The following is a 22,254-nucleotide window of genomic DNA, read 5'->3' as shown; positions in this document are numbered from 1 at the left end:
TCTATGCGGGCAGCGCTTTCCCGCTCTCGAATTCAAACGGCCGCTTCGCCTACATGGGGCGATGAACAAAAATGATATCGACCGGCATCATGGGGCGCCATCCGGCGTGCGCGACCGCATCGTCGACTGGCTCGGCGCCCAGGGGCCTTTGCTGTTGACCATCTATATGTGCAGCGTCGTCGCGCTGGTCGCATTTTTCGCAGACGCCACGCGCTGACCCGTCAGATTTCTACCTGCGATCCAAGTTCGACGACACGGTTGCTCGGAAGCTTGAAAAACTCCATCGGACTTTCGGCGTTTTGCACCATCCAGGCGAACAGTTTCTCGCGCCAGATCGCCATGCCGGGGCGGCTCGATGCGATGAGGGTCTGCCGGCTCAGGAAATAGCTGGTGTCGAAGCTGTTGATCGGCCCGCCGGCGCGATCGAAGCCGCTGAGCGCGGCGGGGATATCGACATCCTCCATAAAGCCGTGGCGCAGCCGCACGCGATAGGAACCAGCGCCCAAATCGATCGCCTCGATACGGTCTTCGGGCGCGAGGTGCGGCACGGCCTCGGTGACGACCGTCAATATAACCACGCGCTCGTGCAAGATCTTATTATGTTTCACATTGTGGAGCAGCGACGGCGGCACCCCTTCCGCCGACGAGGAAAGAAAGATCGCCGTTCCCGGAACGCGATTCACCGACGTGGCGGTGGATTTGACGAACAGGTCTAGATCCATCGCACCAAGATGGAGGTAGCGGCGCATGATCTTGCGTCCGGTCGACCATGTGGTGAGCAGGACAAATGCGACCGCTGCCACGAGGAGCGGAAACCAGCCGCCGTCCGGAATTTTCGTGACGTTCGATGCGAAATATGCGCCGTCGATGAGGAGGAAGAGGCCCGTGACCCCACCGGCCAGCAACGGAGGCCAGCGCCAGACCTTGAACGTCAGGATTCCGAGCATGCAGGCGGTCAGAACCATCGTTCCGGTCACCGCTATGCCATAAGCGGCCGCGAGGTTGCTGGAACTGCGGAAGCCAAGCACCAAGGCGATCACAAGCACCAGCAATGTCCAGTTGACGAAGGGCACATAGATCTGGCCGACCGTCGAGGCGCTGGTGTGGAGGATACGCAGGCGCGGCAGAAAGCCGAGCTGGACGGCCTGGCGCGTCACCGAGAACGCCCCCGAAATGACCGCCTGGCTCGCGATGATCGTCGCGAGCGTCGCCAGGATGACAAGCGGCAGGCGCGCCCATTCGGGTGCCATAAGGAAAAAGGGATTCGATGCCGCGGCCGGATTGTCGATGAGCAGTGCGCCCTGACCCATATAGTTGAGCATCAGGCATGGCAGCGCCGCATAGAGCCAGGCGATGCTGATCGCCTTTCGCCCGAAATGCCCCATGTCGGCATAGAGTGCCTCGGCGCCTGTCACGGCAAGCACCACCGACCCAAGCGCAAGGAAGGCGAGTTGCGGATCAAGCGCAAAAAATCGGACCGCCCAGAGTGGGTTGATGATGCCAAGTATCTCGGGATGCCCGACGATGTTGGTAACGCCGAGCACGGCGAGGACGATGAAATAGATCGCCATGATCGGGCCAAACAAGGTACCGACCTTTTCGGTTCCGAAGCGCTGAATCAGAAAAAGTCCGATCAGGATCATGATCGCGATCGGCAGCACGAACCGGCCAAGCGAAGATTGCACGACCGTCAGGCCTTCGACGGCCGAGAGAACCGATATCGCAGGCGTGATAATGGCATCGCCGTAGAAGAGCGCGGTTGCCAGGACACCCAGCATCGCGATCGCCGGCGTCCAGCGCGTCTCGCCGAGCGTCCGGGAAATGAGCGCGAGAAGCGCCATGCTCCCACCTTCGCCGTCATTGTCGGCGCGCATGACGATGAAGACATATTTGACCGTGACGACCAGCATCATCGTCCAGAAGATCAGCGACAGGACGCCATAAATATGGACATTATCGACAGTCAGCGGATGATGCCCGACGAAGCTTTCCTTCAGCGCATAGAGCGGCGAGGTGCCGATATCGCCGAAAACGACGCCGAGGGCGCCAAGCGCAAGAGTCGGAAGGCGCGCTTTGCCGTGGGCATCCGGTTCGGCTTCGGCACTTCCACTCTTCATACTCATCGATCAACGTCCCACATATTTGAATTCGGTGGCAATGACATGGAACGCCATATGATCTCCATGTCGGAAGCGCGGCATCTCCATATGAATCCCATATGATTGACGGTCGATGCCTGCTCTTGGCGGGCAATCATATGGAATCTCTACGCTGGACGGCGTTTCCCGATCTCGATTTCCTACGCCCCGATGCGTAATTGGACGGCCTCCCATAGGAGGTCGGACATGAAGAAATGGCATGAAACACTTGCTGCCAACCTGGGCCTGCGCGTCGGCGGCCTCGCCCTGCTCGCGGTAGGCTGGTTGGCCGCCGTTCGGCTTCATCAAATGGCGCTCACCACCTCGGCGCGGGATGCAACGTCGTTCATGATGCTCCTCTCTGCGATCGTTTTTATCTGTGGTAGCGCAGGGAGCGCGCTCCTCTTTGTCGGTCCCGGGCTCTGGGAAACCGTCGAGGTTTCTGAGCGCTGGCGGCGCTTGCCCTCATCCAACTTTGAAGCGCCGACGATTATCGAACTCGATTTGTAGCGGTTAGCCAGCGATCGAAACCAGCAGACCGCATAGCGAAAACACTATGCGGTCGGGGCGTTATCGCTTTTGATTTCCAACGCCGCACTGATCTAGTTGAGCGTCCTCGCGAGCGTCCGCCATGTCCGGCCGAGGCGCTTTCAAGAGGAATTTATGAAAATCATCATCACGGTCGCCGTTCTTGCGGCAGGCCCATCGCCCATAGGATAATGGCGTATAGCGACCTGCGCGATTTCAACGACACGGTCCGCTACGGCACAGTCCACAAATACAAAATGCGGGAGCGCAGGTCATGGAAACTGAAATCGTCCAGCTCTGGGATCGCGAGATGATCCGCGACTGTCTGTATCGTTATTGCCGAGGGATCGACCGCGTTGACGAGGTGCTGCTTCGCTCGTCCTATTGGCCCGATGGAACCGACACGCACGGCGCCTATCGTGGCAGCGCGTCGGGTTTTGTCGATTGGGCGATGGAGGCCCTGCCCAAAATCGAGCGCGGAATCCACCAGATCCATAATATCCTGATCGAACTGCGTGGGGCCGAGGCGGCGGTCGAAAGCTATTTTACGGCCTTGCAGCGCCAGCCTGGCGCCGACGGCACGCTTGTCGAAGTGCATATGGCAGGGCGCTATGTCGACCGGTTCGAAAAGCGCGGCGACGAATGGCGCGTCGCCGACCGCATCGTCGTGTTCGACTGGGTCGAGGAACGCCCTGCGCCGAAGGCGAGCGAAGCCGAGCGGTTCGGGCGTCGCCAGCCTATCGGCTCGTGCTGGCCCGACGATCCGGTCTATGGCCTTTTCGGCGCCGCAGCGAAGGAGGAAATTTGATGGGTATTGAGACGCTCGCGTGGGAGCCCTTGTTCGTGATGCGGCTGAACGTCGCTTATGATCAGGCGCAGGCGATTGGCGGCGAAAGCCGGCTGGGCATATTTCCGGTGCATGGCGGCACGTTCGAGGGCGACCGCCTGCGCGGGCGGGTGATGCCCGACGGGGCGGACTGGGTGACCTGGCGCGCCGACGGGACGATGATCATCGATGTGCGCACCTCGCTAGAAACCGACGACGGGGCGCGGATCGCGATGCATTATACCGGGCTGACCGTGCCAACCTCGCCCGAGGCGGCGGAGCGCTTCAAGCGGCGCGAACCCGGACCGTACGAGGATCTGTATCTCCGGACGACACCGCGCTTCGTTACATCGCATCCGGACTATGATTGGCTGAACCGCGTGGTGGCCGTCGCCAATGGCATGCGCACCGACGACGGCCCGGAGTATCACGTCTTCGCGATCAAGTGATTGCGACCGCGGCCGCGGCGAAATGATCGCCGTGACGTTTGCGCAGTTCGGTCTTTAGCAGCTTGCCCGTTGCGGTGTGCGGCAGGTTGTCGACGAACAATATGTCGTCGGGTAGCCACCAGCGCGCGACTTTGTCGGCAAGATGGGCCATGATCTCGTCCTTCGTACACGCCGCGCCAGCATGCAGCCGGACGAGCATCAGCGGCCGTTCCTGCCATTTGGGGTGTTCTACGCCGATAACCGCAGCCTCGGCGACCCCGGCGTGGGCGACGGCCGCATTTTCGAGATCGATCGATGAAATCCATTCGCCGCCCGATTTGATGACGTCCTTGGCGCGGTCGGTGATCTGCAAGAAGCCGTCGGGGTCGATCTTGGCGACATCGCCGGTGTCGAACCAGCCGCCCGAGTCGAGCGCGCTGCCCGCCGGCTGGCCTTCATAGGCATTGAGCACCCAAGGGCCGCGGACCTTCAGCAGCCCCGCCGCCTCGCCGTCGCGCGGCAATTCCTGGCCATCCTCGTCCTCGATGCGCAACTCGATGCCAAATACCGCGCGGCCCTGCATTGCGCGCAGGTCGATCTGCGCCGCGTCCGGAAGGTCGGCGTGATGCGCGAGCGGGCGGCAGACGGTCGCGACGGGGCTGGTTTCGGTCATCCCCCACGCCTGCATCGTTTCGACGCCAAGCAGGCTGCGGAACCGTTCGATCAGCGATCGCGGCGTCGCCGCGCCGCCGGTGAAGATGCGGTTGAGCTTGAGCGCAGTCTTATCTTCGGGCGATCGTTCGCGTTCGAGATGGTCGAGGAAAGCGAACCAGATCGTCGGAACGCCGAGCGAGAAGGTGATGCCTTCGTCGCGCATCAGCTCGAACAGCGAAACGGGATCCAGCGCCGCCCCAGGCAAAACCACCTTCGACCCCGCCATCGCCGCCGAATAGGGGATGCCCCACGCGTTGACGTGGAACAGCGGGGTGACGACGAGGATCGAGTCCGCCGCGCCGAGCGCCATGCTGTCGTTCGCGAGGGCGCTCATCGCGTGGAGCACCGTCGAGCGGTGGCTGTAGAGCACGCCCTTGGGATTGCCGGTCGTGCCGCTTGTATGGCAGAGCGCGCTCGCCATATTTTCGTCGATGTTGGGCCATTCGGTGATAGCGCGCGGGCCGCCGGTCAGGCTCTGGTACGAAATCGGGTCGGCGATACCGGTTTTAGGTATATCGGCCTGATCGCTCAAGATGATGACGCGCTCGATCTTGGGCAGGTCGCCCAGCATCGGCTCGACGATCGCAACCAGATCGGGATCGACGCACAGCACGCGCGCGCCGCCATCGTCGATGATGTAGCGGATCTGTTCGGCGAACAGACGCGGGTTGACGGTGTGGAGCACCATGCCCGCGCCGCTGACGCCATAATAAAGTTCGAGGTGCGGCAGACGGTTCCACGCGAGCGTCGCGACACGATCGCCGGGACGCAGGCCAAGATCCACTAGTCCTGCGGCGATGTGGCGGGCGTGGCGTTCGACCGTCTGCCAGTCCGACCGCGTCAGCGAACCATCGGCGCCGTGCGAAACGATCTCGCGTCGCGGATGATTGATCGCCGCGTGGCGTATCAGCATCGCCGTCGTCAGCTGCTGCGCCTGCATCAGGCCGTTCATCAACACTCTCCCTTTCATTGACTTGGTGGCCGGACGATTGCCCAGACGGCGACCGGCGCGAAGCGCTGCCGTCGGAGTGCTTCGACAATCACATTTGGGAAAGTGGCGCGATCGCGCCGCGCCCGCGAGCCAGCTGCACGATGCTGTGGCTAAGCCTGCTGCAATCGATGGGAGATGCGAACATGAATCTGGACCTCGCTCCGGAAGACCGGGCCTTTCAGCAACAGGTGCGTACGTTTTTTGCGGACTCGATTCCCGAGGAATGGAAGACCACGGTCCGCGCCGGTCTGCGCCTGTCACCCGAAACGTTGACCGCTTATCAGCGCCGCCTCGCCGACCGCGGCTGGGGTGCGCCGACCTGGCCCAAGGAATATGGCGGCGCCGGCTGGACCCCGCAGCAACTTCACATCTTCTGGTCGGAGGCGTCGGCGGCCGACGCACCGTCGCAATTCCACCAAGGGCTCGAACTGATCGGCCCGATCATTTTCACTTATGGCAGCCAGCCCCAAAAGGATTTCTACCTGCCGCGGATCATCAGCGGCGAGGATTGGTGGTGCCAGGGTTATTCAGAGCCCGGCGCTGGATCCGACCTTGCGGCGCTGCGCACCCGCGCCGCCCGTGACGGCGACGATTATGTGATCAACGGGCACAAGATGTGGACGAGCTATGCCCATGTCGCGAACCGCATGTTCATCCTCGCCCGCACATCGACCGAAGCCCGGCGGCAACAGGGCATTTCGCTGATGCTTGTCGATATGGACGCGCCGGGCATCCGCATCAGCCCGATCCGCACGCTCGACGAAAAGCATCACACCAACGAGGTATTCCTTGACGATGTCCGCATCCCCGCCGCGAACCTCGTCGGCGAGGAGGGCATGGGCTGGAATTACGGCAAGGTGCTCCTCGACCGCGAGCGCATGGTGGCTGCGGCGACCGCGATGTTCCTGCCGCAGACGTTGCGCGCGGTGCGCGCGGCGGCGACGCGGCGGCGGGTCGCCAACGGTACGCTGCTCGACAAGCCCGAATTCCGCGCGAAACTTGCGCAGGTCGAGATCGAGGCGATGGGGGTGCAGGCGATGGTGTTGCGCCTTATGGCCGACGCCGCCACCGGTGCCGATTCAGGCGCGCGCGGCTCTATGGTCAAGCTGCGCTGGTCCGAACTGACGCAGCAGGCGACGGCTTTGTGGGTCGAGGCGCTGGGTCCGAAGGCGCAGCATTTCGCCGCGCTCGACGATGGCGGCGCGTTGCCGCAGGACATGCCGCTTGCGCTGCAGGGTGCGCTCTATTCGCGTGTCACCACGATTTACGGCGGATCGAGCGAGATCCAGCGCAACATCATCGCGCGCCGCGCGCTCGGGCTTTGAAGGAGACGATCGATGCAGTTCGCCTATAATGACGAGCAGCAGATGCTGCGCGACAGCGCGCAGCGTTTTGGCGAGGACGAATGGGGGGCGGCTGACCGCCTGAGGCGGTTGTCGGATGTTGGCGAAGGTGCCGCGCAGCGTTGGGCGCGGATGGCTGAACTGGGGTGGCTGATGCTGCCGATTGCCGAGGATGAGGGCGGGCTGGGGGGCGGGCCGATTGAGATCATGGCGATCATGGAAGCTGTCGGTCACCACCTGATGACCGACGCTTATGTCACGCACTGCGTACTCGCGCCCGCGCTGATGCGGGGCGGCGGCGACCATTGTACGGCGCTGTTCGAACAGGTCGGTGCCGGAAAGATCCGTATCGCCGCTGCGCTGATCGAGGATGAGGGGTATGCGACGGCATCGATCGCGACCCGCGCAGAAAGCAGCGGCGACGACTTTCGCCTGACCGGCGCGAAAGCGCATGTCGAAGATGGAGCAGACGCAGACTGGTATCTGGTGTCCGCACGCACTGCGGGCAAGGCCGGCGAGTGCGAGGGGGTCAGCCTGTTCCTCGTCCCGGGCCATGCCGATGGGCTGGTGGTACAGCGCTTTAGGTCGGTTGACGGCCACCGCCATTGCACGCTGGCGCTGGCCGATGTCACGGGCATCCCGGTCGGCGCAATTGGCGAGGCGGCGCACCGCATCGACGCGGCGCTCGACCTTGCGATCGTCGCGCACCTGGCCGAAGCGGTCGGGTCGATGGAGGCGGCGGTCGCCGCGACGCTCGATTATGTGCGAACGCGCCAGCAGTTCGGCGCGCCGATTGGCAGCTTTCAGGTCGTTCAGCACAAGATCGTCGACATGAGCGTCGCGTGCGAAGAGGCGCGCGCGCTGACGATGGTTGCCGCCTCGCAGATCGCGAGCGGCGGCGATGCCGCGTCGTTGATCGCAGCGGCCAAGGTCCGCGTGGCCCAATGCGGGATCGCGGTCACGCAGCAGGCGGTGCAGCTTCATGGCGGCGTCGGCACCAGCGAGGAGCTGATCGTCAGTCATCACCTCCGCCGCCAGATGATGCTCGACCTCGCACACGGCGACCGCGACCATCACAAGGCACGGTTCGCGGACCTGACGCGTTAGGCGTCCTGCTTCGCTTCGTCGGCCGCGATGCGGCGGCTGGCGAGCCAGAACAGCAAAGAGCCGATCGCGAGCGGCAACGCGACCAGCGCCATCGCCACGCGCAGTCCTTGCTCGCTACCGAGCGTGGGCGAGAGAAGATCGCTTGCGATACCGACGAAGAGCGGCCCGAGCGCGAGGCCGATTGCGTTGGTGACGAACAATTGCACCGCCGCCGCCATCGCGCGCACCCGCGCCGGGACGAGCGTCTGGACCGAGGCAAAGACCGAGCCATAGTTGAGCGCGTGGACGAGGATCGCGCAGCTGAGGAAGGTGAACGACAGCGGGACGGTATTTGCGAGGGCAGCGCCCGCGAACAGCGGCGCGGCGATGACGAGCGAGATCGTCGGCACCAGCGTATAGCCCGCGATGCCGCGCCGCGCCGCGCGATCGGCGAGATGGCCGCCGACGAAGGTTCCAACCATGCCGACAAGCCCGACGATCATGCCGAGGCTGATTCCCAGGAAGACGCTGGGCGGTACGCCCCAGCTTGTCGCCAACGCATCAATGCCTGCGGTGTGGGTGCGCATGTAGAGCGAGCCGAAAAACGATGCCTGACCATAGTAGCCAAAGGCGCCCATCGCGGTGCCGAACGAGATGAACCAGAAGCTCGGTAGGCTGCGCAGCGTATCGAGGACCTGTTTCAGGGGGATAGGCGGCGGCGCGGCCGTCGCCGCGGCGACCTTTTTGCGTGGCTCATCGAGTGCGAGCCAGACGATCACGGCCAGAAGAATCCCCGGAAGCCCCGCCATCAGGAAGGCCGCGCGCCAGCCCAGCGTGGCGAGCAGGATGCCACCGAGAACGAGCCCGGCGAGCGAACCGACCGGCACGCCCAACGAATAGAGCGCAAGCGCTCGGCCGCGCTGTTCGCGCGGGACATAGTCGGTGATCAGACTGTGCGCCGCGGGGGTGCAGCCGGCTTCGCCGACGCCGACGCCGATCCGCGCCAGCAATAATTCGGTGAAGTTACGCGCCAAGCCGCACAGCGCGGTGAACCCGCTCCACACGAACAGCGCGATCGCAATCATCCCGACGCGATTGCCGCGATCGGCGATCCGCGCGAGCGGGATACCTAGGAGCGTGTAGAAAAGCGCGAAAGCGAGGCCGCTGATCATGCCGATCTGCCAGTCCGCCATATTCAGATCGGCCTTCATCGGCTCGACAAGGATCGTTACGATCTGGCGATCGAGCATGTTGAACGCATAGACGATCATCAACAGGAACAGCGCGCCATAAGGCATGCGTGCGGGCGCGATTTCGTCGGACATCGTGGTGGTATCGCCGGTCATAAGCCTCTCCATCGCGGGCGCGTCGCCCGTCCGCCTCTGACTTCACTCTAGGCTTTGGGTGGCCGCACGCAGGGTGACGGACGTCGAGCAGTGCGATTATCCCCATGCTGATTTGTCGCATCGCTCTGCGCTCGTTCTCGCGCTGGCGGCGCGCACCGCTCAGATGGGGTGAAAGGGAAGAGGCGATCATGGCATTTGCAACGAACGGCGCGGTCCGCATCTCTTACGAGCGCATGATCGCGGGCGATGGCCCGGCGGTGATCCTGCTCGCCGGCGCGGGACGCCCGTCGACCGATTTCGATGATAATTTCTGCGCCCCGTTATTCGCCGCGGGCTTTGTCCCGATCCGCATCGACAGCCGCGATACCGGTCGATCGACGGCGCTGGTCGATGTCGTTCCCGACCTGCCGGCGATCAAGGCGTCGGCACTGGGCGCGGGGGATGGCCTTCCGCCTTATGGCATCGCCGATATGGCGCGCGATGTCCTGGCGGTGATGGATGCCGAAGCCATCGGCCGCGCGCATTTCGTCGGCCGCTCGATCGGCGGCCTTGTCGCGCAGCAACTGGCCGTCCTGCATCCCGATCGCGTGCAAAGCCTGTCGCTGATCATGGCGATGAGCCGGTCGATGGCCGATGTCATTCCCGACGCCGCGCTCGATCGCCTGATGGCAGAACATATCGCCGACGAGGCTGCCTATGTCGACCGCCAGCTCGGCGTCGCGCAGGCGAACGGTATGGCGCAGGATTTTGACGCCGAGCGCATTGCCGCGGAAGCGCGGATCGCGTGGCGGCATGGTATCCATCGCGGTGGCACGGCACGCCACTTCGCCGCCAGCCTGGCAGCGCCCGACCTGCGTGTGGCGCTTGGCGCGCTGTTCGTCCCCACGCTCATCCTTCACGGCCGGCAAGACAAGGTCATACCGCACGAGCGCGCAGCCGAAACCCGCGCGGCGATTCCCGGCGCGGTGATCGAGATTGACGAGACAATGGGGCATGACGGGCCGCCGCGGCTCCGCACTAGCTGGGGGCGACGGATCGCCGTACATATCGCCAATGCCAACCGGGGCTGATGGCCTTCACCGGAAATCACATATGTGATATGACAGTTCGACGACCTGGTTTTCGCGGCTCGCGGGCCGCGTTACGTTATCCTGGCCGCATCACAGACCGTCACAGGACGGCAAAACTGGTCAACCACAGATGGCGCCTTCCACGCCGCAGTCGTTGAGGTGGAGAGATGATACGCAAACCCGTCAAATCGGCCTCGCGCACGTTCGAGGTGCTCGAACTGTTCCGCGATCGCCGCCAGCCGCTGCGTCTCAACGAAATTTACTCGGCGCTTGGCTATCCGCAATCGAGCACGACCAACCTGCTCAAGAGCATGGTGATCGAGGGCTATCTCAATTATAATCGCAGCACGCGAACCTATTTGCCGACGTTGCAGGTCGCGTCGCTCGGCAGTTGGCTTTACGGCCATGTCGCCTTTGGCAGCGGTTATAACTGGCTGATCGACGAGCTGTTTCGCAAGACCGAAGAAACGGTCGTTCTCGCCACCCAGAACGACCTGTTCATTCAATATGTGATGATGCGCGTGCCTGACCATCCGCACAAGCGTCCGCCCAACCCCGGCGAGATGCGCCTGATGCTCGATGCGACGTCGGGCATGGTGTTGATGAGCCGGATGCGCGATCGCGAGATCGACAAAATCTACCGCTATTCCAACTATTACGAGCTGAATCCCGACAAGGCGATCACGCTTGAGGATGTGATGAGCCGGATCCGCTGGATCCGCCACACTGGCTATTGTTATTGGCCCGAGCATCCGGTGCCGGGCATCGCGTCGATCGCAATGCCGCTGGGTGAAAGCATCCACGGTATCCCGCTCGTCATCGGAATTGGCGGGACGACCGACCGCCTGTCGCCCCGGCGCGCCGAATATGTCGAACTGATGCGCGACACGATCGCCGAATTCCACCGACGCTTCCCGCAGGATCAACGCGACGCAGTCGATACGGGTGACGAGGACGTCGACGACTATGCGATCGCCGCCGAGTAGCCATTCCATTTGAAATAATGCCCAACCCCTGCACGCCGCGCGGCGTGTCCGGCGCGCCGACATCTATCGTCGCGCCGGAAGAGGAGACTTTATGCCCATCGAAATCGATCTGCTGGACGTCGGCGTTGCCGGACTCGGCGAAAGCCCGCTCTGGGACCATCGGAGCGCGCGGTTGTGGTGGGTCGATTCGACCGCAGGACGTCTGCATTCGAGCAATGCCGAGGGCGGCGATCAGGCCGAATGGACATTCGATCACACGATCGGCAGCATCGGACTCGCCGAGGGCGGGCTGATCGTTGCGCTGGCCGACGGCTTTTATCGCTTTGCTGCCGAAAGTGGGCAGATCGAACGCGTCGCCAGCCTCGATATGGCACCGGAGACGCGGCTGAATGACGGCAAGGCCGATCGGGCTGGCCGCTTCCTCGCCGCATCGATGCGGACGGGCGAGGCGATCGGGACGGCGGCGCTGTTCCGGCTCGACGCCGACGGCACGACGGCGTGTCTGGAGACGGGGATCGGCATCGGCAATGCGATCTGCTTTTCGCCCACGGGCGATGCGCTCTATTTCGCCGACAGTCTCGACGGCATGTTGCGCCGCTATCCCTATGATCAGGTGAGTGGAAAGGTCGGCCAGCGACAGGATCTGGTCGATTGCCGCGAACATGGATCGGGCGCGGACGGTGCGACGGTCGATGCCGAAGGGCGGATATGGGTCGCGCTGGTTTTGGCGCAGGCGGTCGGTTGCTACACGCCCGACGGTAAGCTGCTGCGTTCGATCCCGGTGCCGCTGCCCTATCCGTCGTGCCCGGCCTTTGGCGGGCCGAACCTCGACATTCTTTACCTCACCAGCATCGCCAATTCGGGGCATCGGATCGTGGCCGATCATCCCGATGCCGGGCGGATCACCGCGATCCGGGGACTCGATGTCCCCGGGATCGCAGAAGGCATTTATCGCTGAACGATCAACGCAGCGCGATCGAGATGCCGCCGTCGACGAGCAGCGATTGACCGGTCACAAAGCCTGAGCGCGCGGGATCGGCGAAGAACAGCACGGCTTCGGCGATGTCCGACGTTTCGCCGAGGCGCCCGAGCGGGGTGCTGGCCACGCGCGCCTGGAAAGTCGCTTCGTCGAGCATGGCGCGTACACCTTCGGTGGCGACGGTCGATGGCGCCACCGCGTTGACGCGGATACCCGCGGGTGCGAGTTCGATGGCGGACGAGCGGGTCATGCCTTCGACCGCGGCCTTGACCCCGCAATAAACCATCGCGTTCGGCAGGCCGAGATGCGCCGAGACCGACGCGATATTGATGATCGATCCGCCGCCGCGCGCCCGCATCGCGGCAGCGGCCGCCTGGGTGCCCCAGATGATCCCGGCGATACCGACGCCCAGCATCCGGTCGAGGCTATCCTCGTCGATATGCTCGATCGCGGCATATTTGGTCCACATCGCATTGTTGACGACGATGTCGATGCCGCCGAGCGCCGCGATGGCGCTCTCGAACGCCTCGGCCAGCGCGGCGCGGTCGGATACGTCACAACCGAGCGCGATCGCCTTGCCGCCCGCTGCTGCAATCTCCGTAACCAGGTCGTCGGACCAATGCGCTTTCCGGTCGAGTAGCGCCACCGACGCACCGGCTGCCGCAAAACGCTGTGCGATTTCCCGGCCGAGCCCGCGCGAGGCGCCGGTGACGAGCGCGACGCGCCCTTCGAATTGTTTCGTCATGCTTGGCCCCATAAAAATGGAGCCCGCTTTTGGCGGGCTCCAGTGGGAGAGAGATCAGAATTTGTAACCGACTTCGACCCCGTAGGTCCGGCCCTTGTTGAGCGGCGAGAAGGTCGAGCCGGCGAAAAAGGGCAGGGGCGCTTCGGTGCCGAACGTCGCCTCGTTGAGGAGGTTGTTCCCGTAAACCGACAGCTTTACCCGTCCGTGCGTTACCGCCAGGCTGGCATCGACCATTGTCGCCGCGCGCAGCAAGCCGGTGTTCTGGTCGTTGTAGAAAGCGGCATCGCGATGGTTCGCACCGACGCGGGCTTCGGCGTCGAAATCGCCGCCGATGGCGGTTGCGTAGGTGATCGACCCCCCATAGCTCCACGGCGACAGACGCGGCAATTTCAGGGCAAAGTCCCGGTCGTTGATCACGCCATCGGCGTTCAGATCGAACAGGATCTTTTCATATTTGCCCTTGGTGTAGCCGAATTGTCCGGCGATCGTCAGGCCCGCAACCGGTTTGAGCAACAGCTCGCCCTCAATCCCCTTGATCGATACATCGGCCGCATTGGTGATGATCTGGAAGTTGCCGAACGGCGCGAACGGCGCCTGAAATTCACGTTGGGTGCCATTGATCCGGCTGTAAAAGCCCGAGAGATTGATGCGCGCGAAACCGCCCACTTCCTGCTTCAGGCCGATTTCATAAGCATCCTGCTTTTCCTGATCGAACGGACCCGGAGCGACATTGGGGTTGAGGTTGCGGAAGTTGTAGCCGCCGCTGCGGAAGCCTTTGGCAAAAGAGGCATAGAGCAGCGTGTCCTCGCTGGGCTTGAACTGGACGCCGACGCGCGGGGTAAAGCCGCCCCAATTGTCCTTGTCGCGAAAGTCGTAGCTGCAGCGCAGCGTGTCGAGATTGCACCCGCCGACCCCGATCGAGCGAACCTGGACGTCTTTCTCTTCCGCCGAATAGCGAGCGCCGACGCTGAGCGTCAGCATGTCGGTCAGGTTCCAGTCGACCGTTGCAAAGACGCCGCCGGTCCGTTGTTTCTGGCGACCACCACCCGATACGGTCAGCGCGCCGCCCGACAGCAGGCGCTGTTCGGCATAGTTGATGTCCTGATTGAAGTAGAACAGACCCGTCGTGACGTCGAACGCGCCAAAGGTGCCAGCGTAGCGCAGCTCGTTGCTGAACTGCCATTGGTCGATGTTGTTGCGCGAATGGAGGCTGGTCACCGGTGAGCCATCGACATCGGCGCCGGAATCGTTGCTCAGCGCGCGCACCGCGGCGATATTGGTGATCTTGCCGTCGCCGAACGCGGTGTCGATGTTGAGTTCGGCAATGCCCTGATCCCAGTCGGTTTTGACGAAGCCGGCAAAATTCTGGTTCACGCGGAAACTGTCGCGTGGAAACAGGCCGTGGTTCGTTACCGCGGGGCCGTCGCCGCGAATGCGGCCATGTTCGTACCGCAGCACCAGGTCGAAACTGTCGTTGGGTTGCAGGCGCAGCGCCGAGCGGACGATCAGCGTTTCGCTGCCGCCGATCTTCTTGCCGTCGAAGTCGTTCCTGAACCAGCCGTCGTCGTCATTATAATAGACCGCGACCTTGCCGCTGAGCACGTCGCCCGCGAGCGGTCCTGACACCGAGATGCTCGCGCGCTTTTCGAGGCCGGTCGAAAGGGCGGCCTTGGCATCGAGACGGAAACGGTTCGACGGGGTCGTGGTGCGCAGCAGCACCGCGCCGCCGGTCACGTTGCGACCGAACAACAGACCTTGCGGCCCACGCAAAATTTCGACGCCCTCCAGATCGAAGGTATCGAACAACACCCCCGCGCTCACCCCCAGATAAACGCCATCGACGAAGACGCCGACGGTCGGGTCGATCGAAGGGATCGAGCTGTTGATCCCCAGGCCGCGGATCGAGAAATTGGCGTAGCCCGGGGTCGTGCCGACGCTTTCCAGCGAGGCGTTCGGCACGGCGTAGCTGACGCTGGCGATCGAACGCGCGTGGATGCTGTCGAGTTCGGTCGAACCGAATGCGGTGATGGCGATTGGCACGTCCTGGACGTTCTGGGCCGAACCGCGCTTGGTCGCGGTCACGATGATGTCAGTGAGGCCGCCGCTGCTCTGCTGGGCCTCGTCCTGCGCCGTCTCTTCGTCCTGCGCGAACGCGGGCGTTGCAGCGATCAGCGCGGCAAAACCGACACTCGCCAACAAAAGCTTATAGTGTTTCGTCATGGTCCACTCCCTGGTGTGAATCGCGCTGTCCGTTGGTCCTCCGGTGGGCGATCGCCGTGAAGGGGTGCGCGGGTTTTAAATCGTGTTGCCGTTCGATGACGAACCGGCCAGCCCCCGTTCTGGCGTTGCGGCGCGAAGAGCAATGCGGGCGCAGGGCAGGGTGCAAAAATCACAATCGCGATTCCGCTCAGGCGCTTTCAATCCAGAATGAGATTTTCGACGCGTCGCGCGGCTTTCGCGTCCCGATCCCGATGCGCCGATGCCATGACCCTGCACAACTGGGAGACAAGAACATGAGCAGCATTCGCACCGAAATCGAAAATCATGTCGCGCTCGTCACGCTCGACAATGCGCCGGTCAACGCGGCCGCGCTCGACATGCTTCAGGAACTCACCGACGTTTTCGACAGCTTCAACGACCGCGACGATGTGCGTGTCGCGGTGCTGACTGGCGCGGGCAAATGTTTCAGCGCCGGCGCCGATCTCAAGAACCGGCCGGACCTGTCGATCCCCGGCAAGCGATGGAACCGCAACCGCGTGGTCCGCGAGGTTGCCTATTCCATCGCCGATTGTGCCAAGCCGGTGATCGCCGCCGTCAACGGCCCGGCGCTCGGCGCGGGGCTTGGTCTCGTGTCCAGCTGCGACATCATTGTCGCGTCCGAAAACGCCGTGTTCGGCCTGCCTGAAATCGACGTCGGCCTGATGGGAGGCGGCAAGCATACCGCACGCATCATCCCGCATTCGCTGACCCGCCGCATGATGCTGACCGGATACCGCGTCCCGGCCGAGGAAATGTATCGCCGCGGCATCATCGAAGCCTGCCTGCCCGCTGACGAACTGCTGCCCTATTGCATGGACATGGCCGCCGTGATCGCGGCGAAAAGCCCGCTCGCGACGCGCTATGCCAAGGACAGCATGCGCACGATCGAAAATATGACGCTGCGTGACGGCTATATCTATGAACAGGGCAATACCGCCAAGCTATCGACCTCTTACGACGCGCAAGAAGCCGTTGCGGCCTTTGTCGAAAAGCGCGCGCCGGTCTTTCAGGGCCGCTGAGGATCATCGGCATGGACTGGAATTTCGGCGACCTGCTGGACGCGACCGCAGCGAATGTGCCGGGCGACCGGCCGGCGATCATTCGCGGCGATCAAGTCACGACCTGGGCGGATTTCGATGCGCGCACCAACCGGCTGGCGCGCGCGATGCTGGCGGCAGGGCTGCCCGCCGGCGCGCGTATCGCGATCCTCGCGCGAAACATCCCCGAATTTATCGAAATTGCGGCGGCGGCGTTCAAGGCGCGGCTGACCCACGTCAATCTCAACTATCGCTACACGACGTCCGAGATCGAATATGTGCTGCGCGACTGTCAGGCGGCCGGGCTTTTCTATCAGGATGAATTCGGTCCTGTCGTGGCGTCGCTGATTGGGGGGGCGATCGACCATCTGACCTATGCCGTGCAGATCGGCAGCGATGGCGACTATGACGGCATCGTGATCGAGGGCGATGCGTCGCCGCTCGGCATCCTGCGCTCGCCCGACGACGGCTATCTTCTCTATACCGGTGGAACTACCGGGCGGCCAAAGGGCGTGATGTGGCGGTCGGCCGACGCGCGGCGTTCGCAGCTTGAATCGCCGGTCGCGGGGACGGCGCCTGCCAGCATGGACGATCATCGCGCGCATGTCCTGAAAGGCACCGCCGGGCGCGTGATGCCCGCATGTCCCTTGATGCACGGCGCTGGTCTCAACAGCTCGCTTGCCGAGCTGCTTGTCGGGGGTACGGCGGTGCTGCTGCCGTCGGATCGCTTTAGCGCCGAAGAATTGTGGAGCGAGGCTGAGCGGCACCGGGTCACGCGTATCCTGATCGTCGGCGACGCCTTTGCCCGGCCGATGGCCGATGCGCTGCTGGCGAACCCGGGCCGGTGGGATCTTTCGGCGCTGCGCCTGATTTCTTCTGCCGGGTTGATGTGGTCGGAGCAGGTGAAGAGCGCGCTGCTTCAGGCGTTGCCGGAATTGACCTTGCTCGACATCCTCGGCGCGTCCGAAGCGTCGGGTTTCGGCTTCGCGATCACTAACAAGGATCGCGCTACCCCGACCGGGCTGTTCGAACCCGGACAGCAAACGGTGATCATCGACCAAGAGAGCGATCGCGTGCTCGCCGACGACGAGGTCGGGCAGGGCTGGCTCGCACGGCGCGCACCGTTCGGCGCGGGCTATCATGGCGATCCCGAAAAGACCGCCAGCGTCTATCGCACCATCGACGGCACTGCCTATGCGATCCCCGGCGATATGGCTGAACGACTGCCCGACGGGCGGTTCCGCCTGCTCGGCCGCGGCAGCATGTGCATCAACACCGGCGGCGAAAAAGTATTCGTGGAAGAGGTCGAAGAAGCGCTCAAGCGCGTGGACGGCATTGCCGACGCCATGGTGTTCGGCCTGCCCGATCCAAAATGGGGGGCAGTCGTCACCGCGCTGATCGAAGCGGGCGACAGTCCTGACGATCAGGTGCTGCGCGCCGCGCTGTCGCAGGACCTCGCCGCCTACAAACAACCACGCACGATTATCCGCGTCGCCGCAATGCCGCGCCATGCCAGCGGCAAGAGCGATTATCGCAGCGGCATGGACATCGCGCGCGCCCAAATCGCCGAGCAGGCTGCGGTGGGCTGACCCGCGCCGCATCCGACCCGATATTCCCCGGAAAGAAGAGCATGCAACAGGCTGACAATCAAAACGAACCCGCTCCCCGCCGTCTCGATGCCCTGATCATCGGCGCCGGGTTCGGCGGCATGTATGCGCTGCACCGCACCCGCGGCATGGGGCTCGACGTCCATCTGATCGAGGCCGGCGACGATGTCGGCGGCACCTGGTACTGGAACCGCTATCCGGGCGCGCGCTGCGATGTGATGAGCATCGACTACAGCTATTCCTTCTCCGATGAAATCCAGCAGGAGTGGACGTGGAGCGAGCAGTTCGCGGCGCAGCCCGAAATCCTCTCCTACGCACGCTTCGTTGCCGACAAGCTTGATCTCAAGCGCGACATCAGCTTCGAAACGCGCGCGACGTCGGTTCATTACGATGACGAAGCTGCGCTGTGGCGGATCGAAACCGATCGCGGCGAACTGTTCGAGGCAAATTATTGCCTGATGGCGACGGGGCCACTGTCGATCCCCAAAAAAATCGACATCCCTGGCGCCGAACGTTTCAAGGGCGAGCTTTATCTATCGGGCAAATGGCCGCACCACGATGTTGACCTCGCGGGCAAGCGCGTCGCGGTGATCGGCACCGGATCGTCGGGCATCCAGATCGTCCCCGTCGTCGCCGAGCAGGCTGAACATCTCACAGTTTATCAGCGCACCCCGAGTTTCACCCTGCCGATGCGCAACCGCAAGCTGGATGCCGACTATGTCGCGCATATCAAGGCGCATTATCCGGGGCTGCGCGCGGTCGCGCGCCATTCGCTGACCGGCGGCGTTCGCCCGATCACCAGCCGACCGGTGTTCAGCGTGACGCCCGCAGAATGCGAGAAGCTGCTGGAGGATGCGTGGCAGCATAGCGGGCTGGCGTTCCTCGGCCTGTTTTCCGATCTGCTTACGAACCGCGAAGCGAATGAAGTGGTTGCCGAATTCGTGCGCGGCAAGATCGCCGAAACGGTCGACGATCCCGACACCGCGCGCCGGCTGACGCCGCGAGGCTATCCGATCTTCGCGCGGCGGCCATGCCTCGATACCGGCTATTACGAGGCGTTTAACCGCGACAATGTGACGTTGAAGGATTGCCTCGAACATCCGATCCTCGAGATCACCGGAAGGGGTCTGCGCACCGCTGAGGGCGAGGTCGAGGTCGATATCATCATCGCCGCGACCGGCTATGACGCGCTCACCGGCGCGATGTTGTCGATCGATATCGAGGGCAAGGAAGGCCGCCGCCTGAAGGACAAATGGGCCGACGGCGGTCGGTCGCATCTGGGGTTGATGATCGAGGGTTTCCCCAATCTGTTCGTCATCGCGGGACCGAACGGACCGTCGGCGCTTGCGAACTTCATCCTGCTCAACGAACAGAATGTCGATTGGGTGTGCGACTGCATCGAACATATGCGCGCCGACGGCCTGCGGTCGATCGAGGCGAATGCCGATGCTGAGGATGGGTGGATGAACAAGGTGACGACGCTCGGCTCGCTCTCGCTCTATCCGACCGCCAATACCTGGTACATGGGCGCCAATGTTCCAGGCAAGCCGCGCACTTTTCCGGTGTATATCGGCGGGCTTGGCCGGTATCGCGAGATATGTGCGGATGCGGCGGCCGAGGGCTATCGCGGTTTCACCTTGCGATAGTCACGCGCTTATTGCGCCCTGATCTGGAGAAAAAACCTGATGTCATCTGACAGGCTGTTTGAGTCGCTTCCGCTCGCTCGCGGCCCAGCGATGAAAAACCGGTTCATGCTCGCGCCCCTGACCAACCGTCAGAGCCATGGCGATGGCACCCTGTCGGACGTCGAGCGCAACTGGCTGGAAATGCGCGCGGCAGGCGGATTTGCGCTGACGATGACCGCTGCGGCGCATGTCCAGCCGGTCGGGCAGGGCTTTACCGGACAATTGGGCGCCTTTGACGACGTGCATATTGACGGCCTTGAGTCGCTGGCAAAGCGGATCAGGGAAAAGGGTTCGCTCTCGTCGCTGCAATTGCACCACGCGGGCAGCCGTGCGGAACCCGAATTGATTGGCACACCGGTCGCGCCGTCGGCCGTTCCAGACCGAAATGTGCGCGGATTGTCGGAATCCGAGGTCGAGGCGCTGCGCGACGACTTCATCGCAGCGGCCAGGCGCGCCGAACACGCAGGCTTTGACGGCATCGAGATTCATGGCGCGCATGGCTATATTCTCGCCGAATTCCTGTCCGCGACCTCCAATACGCGGACCGATCGTTACGGCGGCAGTCTCGAAAATCGGGCGCGGATCATCTTCGAGATCATCGACGGCATCCGCGCGGCGACGGGGCCCTCGTTTCAGGTCGGGCTCCGCCTGTCGCCCGAACGCTTCGGATTGGTGCTTGAGGAAATCCGCGATGTCGCAGCGGAGGCAATGCGTCAGGGGAAGATCGACTTCCTCGATATGTCGTTGTGGGACGTCTACAAGGAACCGGAAGACGACAGGCTCAAAGGACGTTCGCTGCTGAGCTTTTTTGCCGAATTGCCCCGAGGGGACGTTCGTCTCGGTGCTGCCGGAAAGGTGATGGACGCCGAAGACGCACGCGCGGTTCTTGATGCCGGCTGCGATTTTGTCGTGATCGGTCGTGCCGCCATCTTGCGTCACGACTTTCCCGAACGCGTCCGAGGCGACCCGGCCTATCGTTCCCCGGCGCTGCCCATAGGGCTACAGCATCTGCTCGACGAAGGGCTAAGCAGCGAATTCGTGCGCTACATGCGGCGTTGGCCGGGATTTGTGGAAGACGATGCGGCAGAATAGCCGCGCCGCTTGCCGCCCAGCGACAAACCATGTTTGTCATCTATCGACCGAATTCCGCGGGCGGCGGACGGCGTAGCGGGCGCCATCGCGTCTATTTGCGGGCGGCTATCCTTTGACGCGCCAGCCAGAGCATCAGCGATGCCGCCAGCGGCGCCAGCAGCATCAATGCCAGCGCATAGCGGAGTGATTCAGCGCCGAACGTCGGGGCGATCGCATCGCTGACGACCCCGATTAACAGTGGCCCGATCGCAAACGCCATCAAGTTCTGAGCGATCAGCATCAGTGTCGAGGTTACACCGCGTTGCGACCCGGTCACAAGCGATACCGCCAGTGCGACGCACGGCCCCAGTGAGCTGGCGAGCAGGAAGTTCATCAGGGCAATGCCGAGCAGAACGAGTGGCAGCGTCGGAGCGAACAGGAACAGCGCGAAAGCCGGGGCGGCCAGCGGCAATGCCACGACCGGGACGATCAAACCCGCCCAGCGGTTGCCGCTGCGCTGGATCAGCCGGGTCGCGACGATGCCGGCCAATATGCCGCCCGCTATGCCGCCGATCACTGCCGGCGGCCCAACGAGCGCGCCGACCTCGGCCAGCTGGACATTGTGCGAGCGCAGCAGGAAAGCGGGTGCCCACACCGGGAGGCAGGCCAGCATCATGTTCGACGCGCCGTAGCCGAGCGCAAGCCAGCCCATGCCCGGGATCGCAAGAATCGTCCGGATCGCCGACAGGATGCCGCTATCCGCGACCGCCTGAGACCCGGGCGCAGCGATCCGCGGTACGGGCTGCATCGTCAGGGCAATCAGCAACACCAACGCCAAGCCCGCGACGCCGAAAATCTCGAACATGGTACGCCAGCCAAATGCGGCGGCCAGGATGCCCGCTAGCACCGATCCGACCATGATCCCGACCCCCGAACTGGCCTGAAAGATCGACACCGTTCGCGTGAGCTTTGGTCCGGGGTACAGATCGGCCAGCAGCGACAGCGCGACAGGAAACACCGTCGCCTCGCCGATCCCGACCAGCATCCTGCACAGCGCCAACGTGTAGAAATCCTGCGCGTAGCCCGTCGCCGCGGTTGCCGCGGACCACAAGGCTACACCAAGTGCCAGGATCAGGCGGCGGTTGCCGCGATCCACCCAGCGCGCGATGGCGATACCGGCGAGCAGAAAGAACACCGAAAAGGCAAGGCCCGACACGATGCTGATCTCGGTATCGCTCAGCATCAGCTCTTTGCGCATCGGTTCGATGACGATGCCCAGCAGCGCACGGTCGGCATAGTTGAAAATGTTGGCGAGCAGCAGCAAGATCAGCGCATAGGCCGCAAACAGGCCGCTGCGCGGTAGTGCGGTGTCGGTCTCGGTCACGCCATGCTCTCCCTTTTTCCGTCCGCCAGGC

Annotated in this window: 19 protein-coding genes; 13 read left to right on the top strand and 6 right to left on the bottom strand. The window is 63.4% G+C overall.

Features of this window, described 5'->3' with window-relative positions; all coding sequences use genetic code 11:
* Positions 1-61: 61 nt before the first annotated feature.
* Positions 62-217 carry a hypothetical protein gene (locus tag ACQY6T_RS08170; RefSeq protein ID WP_428630199.1) on the top strand — a complete coding sequence of 52 codons (156 nt, stop codon included), beginning with the start codon at positions 62-64 and terminating at the stop codon, positions 215-217.
* Between the two features lie 4 nt (positions 218-221).
* Here ACQY6T_RS08170 and ACQY6T_RS08165 read toward each other — a convergent pair whose 3' ends face one another.
* Positions 222-2,117, bottom strand: coding sequence for a potassium transporter Kup (locus ACQY6T_RS08165; protein WP_428630397.1), 1,896 nt, complete (start codon positions 2,115-2,117; stop codon positions 222-224).
* Positions 2,118-2,345: 228 nt separating this feature from the next.
* On the opposite strand from ACQY6T_RS08165, the gene ACQY6T_RS08160 reads away from it, so the two are divergent.
* The 3 genes from ACQY6T_RS08160 (at position 2,346) to ACQY6T_RS08150 (ending at position 3,941) form a co-directional block, all read left to right on the top strand.
* Positions 2,346-2,648, top strand: a complete 303-nt coding sequence (locus ACQY6T_RS08160) for a hypothetical protein (protein ID WP_428630198.1) — start codon at positions 2,346-2,348, stop codon at positions 2,646-2,648.
* 292 nt (positions 2,649-2,940) lie between these two features.
* Positions 2,941-3,474: a nuclear transport factor 2 family protein gene (locus ACQY6T_RS08155; RefSeq protein ID WP_428630196.1), complete on the top strand. Its 534-nt coding sequence runs from the start codon at positions 2,941-2,943 to the stop codon at positions 3,472-3,474.
* Positions 3,474-3,941: a DUF3237 domain-containing protein gene (locus ACQY6T_RS08150; RefSeq protein WP_428630194.1), complete on the top strand. Its 468-nt coding sequence runs from the start codon at positions 3,474-3,476 to the stop codon at positions 3,939-3,941. The genes ACQY6T_RS08155 and ACQY6T_RS08150 overlap by 1 nt, the downstream gene beginning before the upstream one ends.
* Here the strand turns inward: ACQY6T_RS08150 and ACQY6T_RS08145 are convergent.
* Entirely contained in the window at positions 3,934-5,586 is a 1,653-nt protein-coding gene (locus ACQY6T_RS08145; protein WP_428630192.1) for a long-chain fatty acid--CoA ligase, read from the bottom strand. The genes ACQY6T_RS08150 and ACQY6T_RS08145 overlap by 8 nt on opposite strands.
* 182 nt (positions 5,587-5,768) lie before the next feature.
* On the opposite strand from ACQY6T_RS08145, the gene ACQY6T_RS08140 reads away from it, so the two are divergent.
* Together ACQY6T_RS08140 and ACQY6T_RS08135 are read left to right on the top strand one after the other, a co-directional pair.
* Positions 5,769-6,950 carry an acyl-CoA dehydrogenase family protein gene (locus ACQY6T_RS08140; RefSeq protein WP_428630190.1) on the top strand — a complete coding sequence of 394 codons (1,182 nt, stop codon included), beginning with the start codon at positions 5,769-5,771 and terminating at the stop codon, positions 6,948-6,950.
* Between the two features lie 12 nt (positions 6,951-6,962).
* Positions 6,963-8,075, top strand: coding sequence for an acyl-CoA dehydrogenase family protein (locus ACQY6T_RS08135; protein ID WP_428630188.1), 1,113 nt, complete (start codon positions 6,963-6,965; stop codon positions 8,073-8,075).
* On the opposite strand, the gene ACQY6T_RS08130 is transcribed toward ACQY6T_RS08135, so the two are convergent.
* Complete coding sequence (locus tag ACQY6T_RS08130; RefSeq protein WP_428630186.1) at positions 8,072-9,400, bottom strand: spinster family MFS transporter; 1,329 nt, start codon at positions 9,398-9,400, stop codon at positions 8,072-8,074. The two genes, ACQY6T_RS08135 and ACQY6T_RS08130, sit on opposite strands and share 4 nt — an antisense overlap.
* A gap of 188 nt (positions 9,401-9,588) precedes the next feature.
* Here ACQY6T_RS08130 and ACQY6T_RS08125 point away from each other — a divergent pair, with 188 nt between their 5' ends.
* The 3 genes from ACQY6T_RS08125 to ACQY6T_RS08115 all read left to right on the top strand — a co-directional run bounded on the left by ACQY6T_RS08125 (position 9,589) and on the right by ACQY6T_RS08115 (position 12,414).
* The gene (locus ACQY6T_RS08125) at positions 9,589-10,470 is read left to right on the top strand and encodes an alpha/beta fold hydrolase (protein WP_428630184.1); all 882 of its coding nucleotides are present in this window, start codon (positions 9,589-9,591) and stop codon (positions 10,468-10,470) included.
* Positions 10,471-10,637: 167 nt separating this feature from the next.
* A complete protein-coding gene (locus ACQY6T_RS08120) occupies positions 10,638-11,456 on the top strand; it encodes an IclR family transcriptional regulator (protein WP_428630182.1) in 819 nt (272 codons plus the stop codon).
* A 91-nt stretch (positions 11,457-11,547) separates the two neighbouring features.
* Positions 11,548-12,414 (top strand): SMP-30/gluconolactonase/LRE family protein, encoded by an 867-nt coding sequence (locus ACQY6T_RS08115; RefSeq protein WP_428630180.1) that lies wholly within the window; start codon positions 11,548-11,550, stop codon positions 12,412-12,414.
* A 4-nt stretch (positions 12,415-12,418) separates the two neighbouring features.
* Here the strand turns inward: ACQY6T_RS08115 and ACQY6T_RS08110 are convergent, their stop codons facing one another.
* On the bottom strand, positions 12,419-13,180 hold the full coding sequence (locus ACQY6T_RS08110; RefSeq protein ID WP_428630178.1) for an SDR family NAD(P)-dependent oxidoreductase: 762 nt from the start codon (positions 13,178-13,180) through the stop codon (positions 12,419-12,421).
* Between the two features lie 54 nt (positions 13,181-13,234).
* Positions 13,235-15,400, bottom strand: a complete 2,166-nt coding sequence (locus ACQY6T_RS08105; protein ID WP_428630176.1) for a TonB-dependent receptor — start codon at positions 15,398-15,400, stop codon at positions 13,235-13,237.
* 293 nt (positions 15,401-15,693) lie between these two features.
* Here ACQY6T_RS08105 and ACQY6T_RS08100 point away from each other — a divergent pair, with 293 nt between their 5' ends.
* From ACQY6T_RS08100 to ACQY6T_RS08085, 4 genes are read left to right on the top strand one after another with little or no spacing between them, the layout of a single operon-like run.
* Positions 15,694-16,458, top strand: a complete 765-nt coding sequence (locus ACQY6T_RS08100; RefSeq protein ID WP_428630175.1) for an enoyl-CoA hydratase/isomerase family protein — start codon at positions 15,694-15,696, stop codon at positions 16,456-16,458.
* 11 nt (positions 16,459-16,469) lie between these two features.
* Positions 16,470-18,065: an AMP-binding protein gene (locus tag ACQY6T_RS08095; protein WP_428630173.1), complete on the top strand. Its 1,596-nt coding sequence runs from the start codon at positions 16,470-16,472 to the stop codon at positions 18,063-18,065.
* A 41-nt stretch (positions 18,066-18,106) separates the two neighbouring features.
* Positions 18,107-19,729 carry a flavin-containing monooxygenase gene (locus ACQY6T_RS08090; protein WP_428630171.1) on the top strand — a complete coding sequence of 541 codons (1,623 nt, stop codon included), beginning with the start codon at positions 18,107-18,109 and terminating at the stop codon, positions 19,727-19,729.
* Between the two features lie 39 nt (positions 19,730-19,768).
* A complete protein-coding gene (locus tag ACQY6T_RS08085; protein ID WP_428630169.1) occupies positions 19,769-20,860 on the top strand; it encodes an NADH:flavin oxidoreductase in 1,092 nt (363 codons plus the stop codon).
* Positions 20,861-20,951: 91 nt separating this feature from the next.
* On the opposite strand, the gene ACQY6T_RS08080 is transcribed toward ACQY6T_RS08085, so the two are convergent.
* Entirely contained in the window at positions 20,952-22,223 is a 1,272-nt protein-coding gene (locus ACQY6T_RS08080; protein WP_428630167.1) for an MFS transporter, read from the bottom strand.
* Positions 22,224-22,254 lie beyond the last annotated feature (31 nt).

The organism is Sphingopyxis sp. (genome assembly GCF_965279725.1).
GTDB lineage: Bacteria > Pseudomonadota > Alphaproteobacteria > Sphingomonadales > Sphingomonadaceae > Sphingopyxis.
This window is presented reverse-complemented; position numbering and strand designations above follow the sequence as displayed.

Coding starts and splice junctions, on each gene's coding strand:
- ACQY6T_RS08105 (WP_428630176.1), bottom strand. CDS start 15,400: ATGACGAAACACTATAAGCTTTTGTTGGCGAGTGTCGGTTTTGCCGCG.
- ACQY6T_RS08150 (WP_428630194.1), top strand. CDS start 3,474: ATGGGTATTGAGACGCTCGCGTGGGAGCCCTTGTTCGTGATGCGGCTG.
- ACQY6T_RS08115 (WP_428630180.1), top strand. CDS start 11,548: ATGCCCATCGAAATCGATCTGCTGGACGTCGGCGTTGCCGGACTCGGC.
- ACQY6T_RS08085 (WP_428630169.1), top strand. CDS start 19,769: ATGTCATCTGACAGGCTGTTTGAGTCGCTTCCGCTCGCTCGCGGCCCA.
- ACQY6T_RS08160 (WP_428630198.1), top strand. CDS start 2,346: ATGAAGAAATGGCATGAAACACTTGCTGCCAACCTGGGCCTGCGCGTC.
- ACQY6T_RS08100 (WP_428630175.1), top strand. CDS start 15,694: ATGAGCAGCATTCGCACCGAAATCGAAAATCATGTCGCGCTCGTCACG.
- ACQY6T_RS08165 (WP_428630397.1), bottom strand. CDS start 2,117: ATGAAGAGTGGAAGTGCCGAAGCCGAACCGGATGCCCACGGCAAAGCG.
- ACQY6T_RS08125 (WP_428630184.1), top strand. CDS start 9,589: ATGGCATTTGCAACGAACGGCGCGGTCCGCATCTCTTACGAGCGCATG.
- ACQY6T_RS08120 (WP_428630182.1), top strand. CDS start 10,638: ATGATACGCAAACCCGTCAAATCGGCCTCGCGCACGTTCGAGGTGCTC.
- ACQY6T_RS08155 (WP_428630196.1), top strand. CDS start 2,941: ATGGAAACTGAAATCGTCCAGCTCTGGGATCGCGAGATGATCCGCGAC.
- ACQY6T_RS08090 (WP_428630171.1), top strand. CDS start 18,107: ATGCAACAGGCTGACAATCAAAACGAACCCGCTCCCCGCCGTCTCGAT.
- ACQY6T_RS08110 (WP_428630178.1), bottom strand. CDS start 13,180: ATGACGAAACAATTCGAAGGGCGCGTCGCGCTCGTCACCGGCGCCTCG.
- ACQY6T_RS08140 (WP_428630190.1), top strand. CDS start 5,769: ATGAATCTGGACCTCGCTCCGGAAGACCGGGCCTTTCAGCAACAGGTG.
- ACQY6T_RS08170 (WP_428630199.1), top strand. CDS start 62: ATGAACAAAAATGATATCGACCGGCATCATGGGGCGCCATCCGGCGTG.
- ACQY6T_RS08135 (WP_428630188.1), top strand. CDS start 6,963: ATGCAGTTCGCCTATAATGACGAGCAGCAGATGCTGCGCGACAGCGCG.
- ACQY6T_RS08145 (WP_428630192.1), bottom strand. CDS start 5,586: ATGAACGGCCTGATGCAGGCGCAGCAGCTGACGACGGCGATGCTGATA.
- ACQY6T_RS08095 (WP_428630173.1), top strand. CDS start 16,470: ATGGACTGGAATTTCGGCGACCTGCTGGACGCGACCGCAGCGAATGTG.
- ACQY6T_RS08130 (WP_428630186.1), bottom strand. CDS start 9,400: ATGACCGGCGATACCACCACGATGTCCGACGAAATCGCGCCCGCACGC.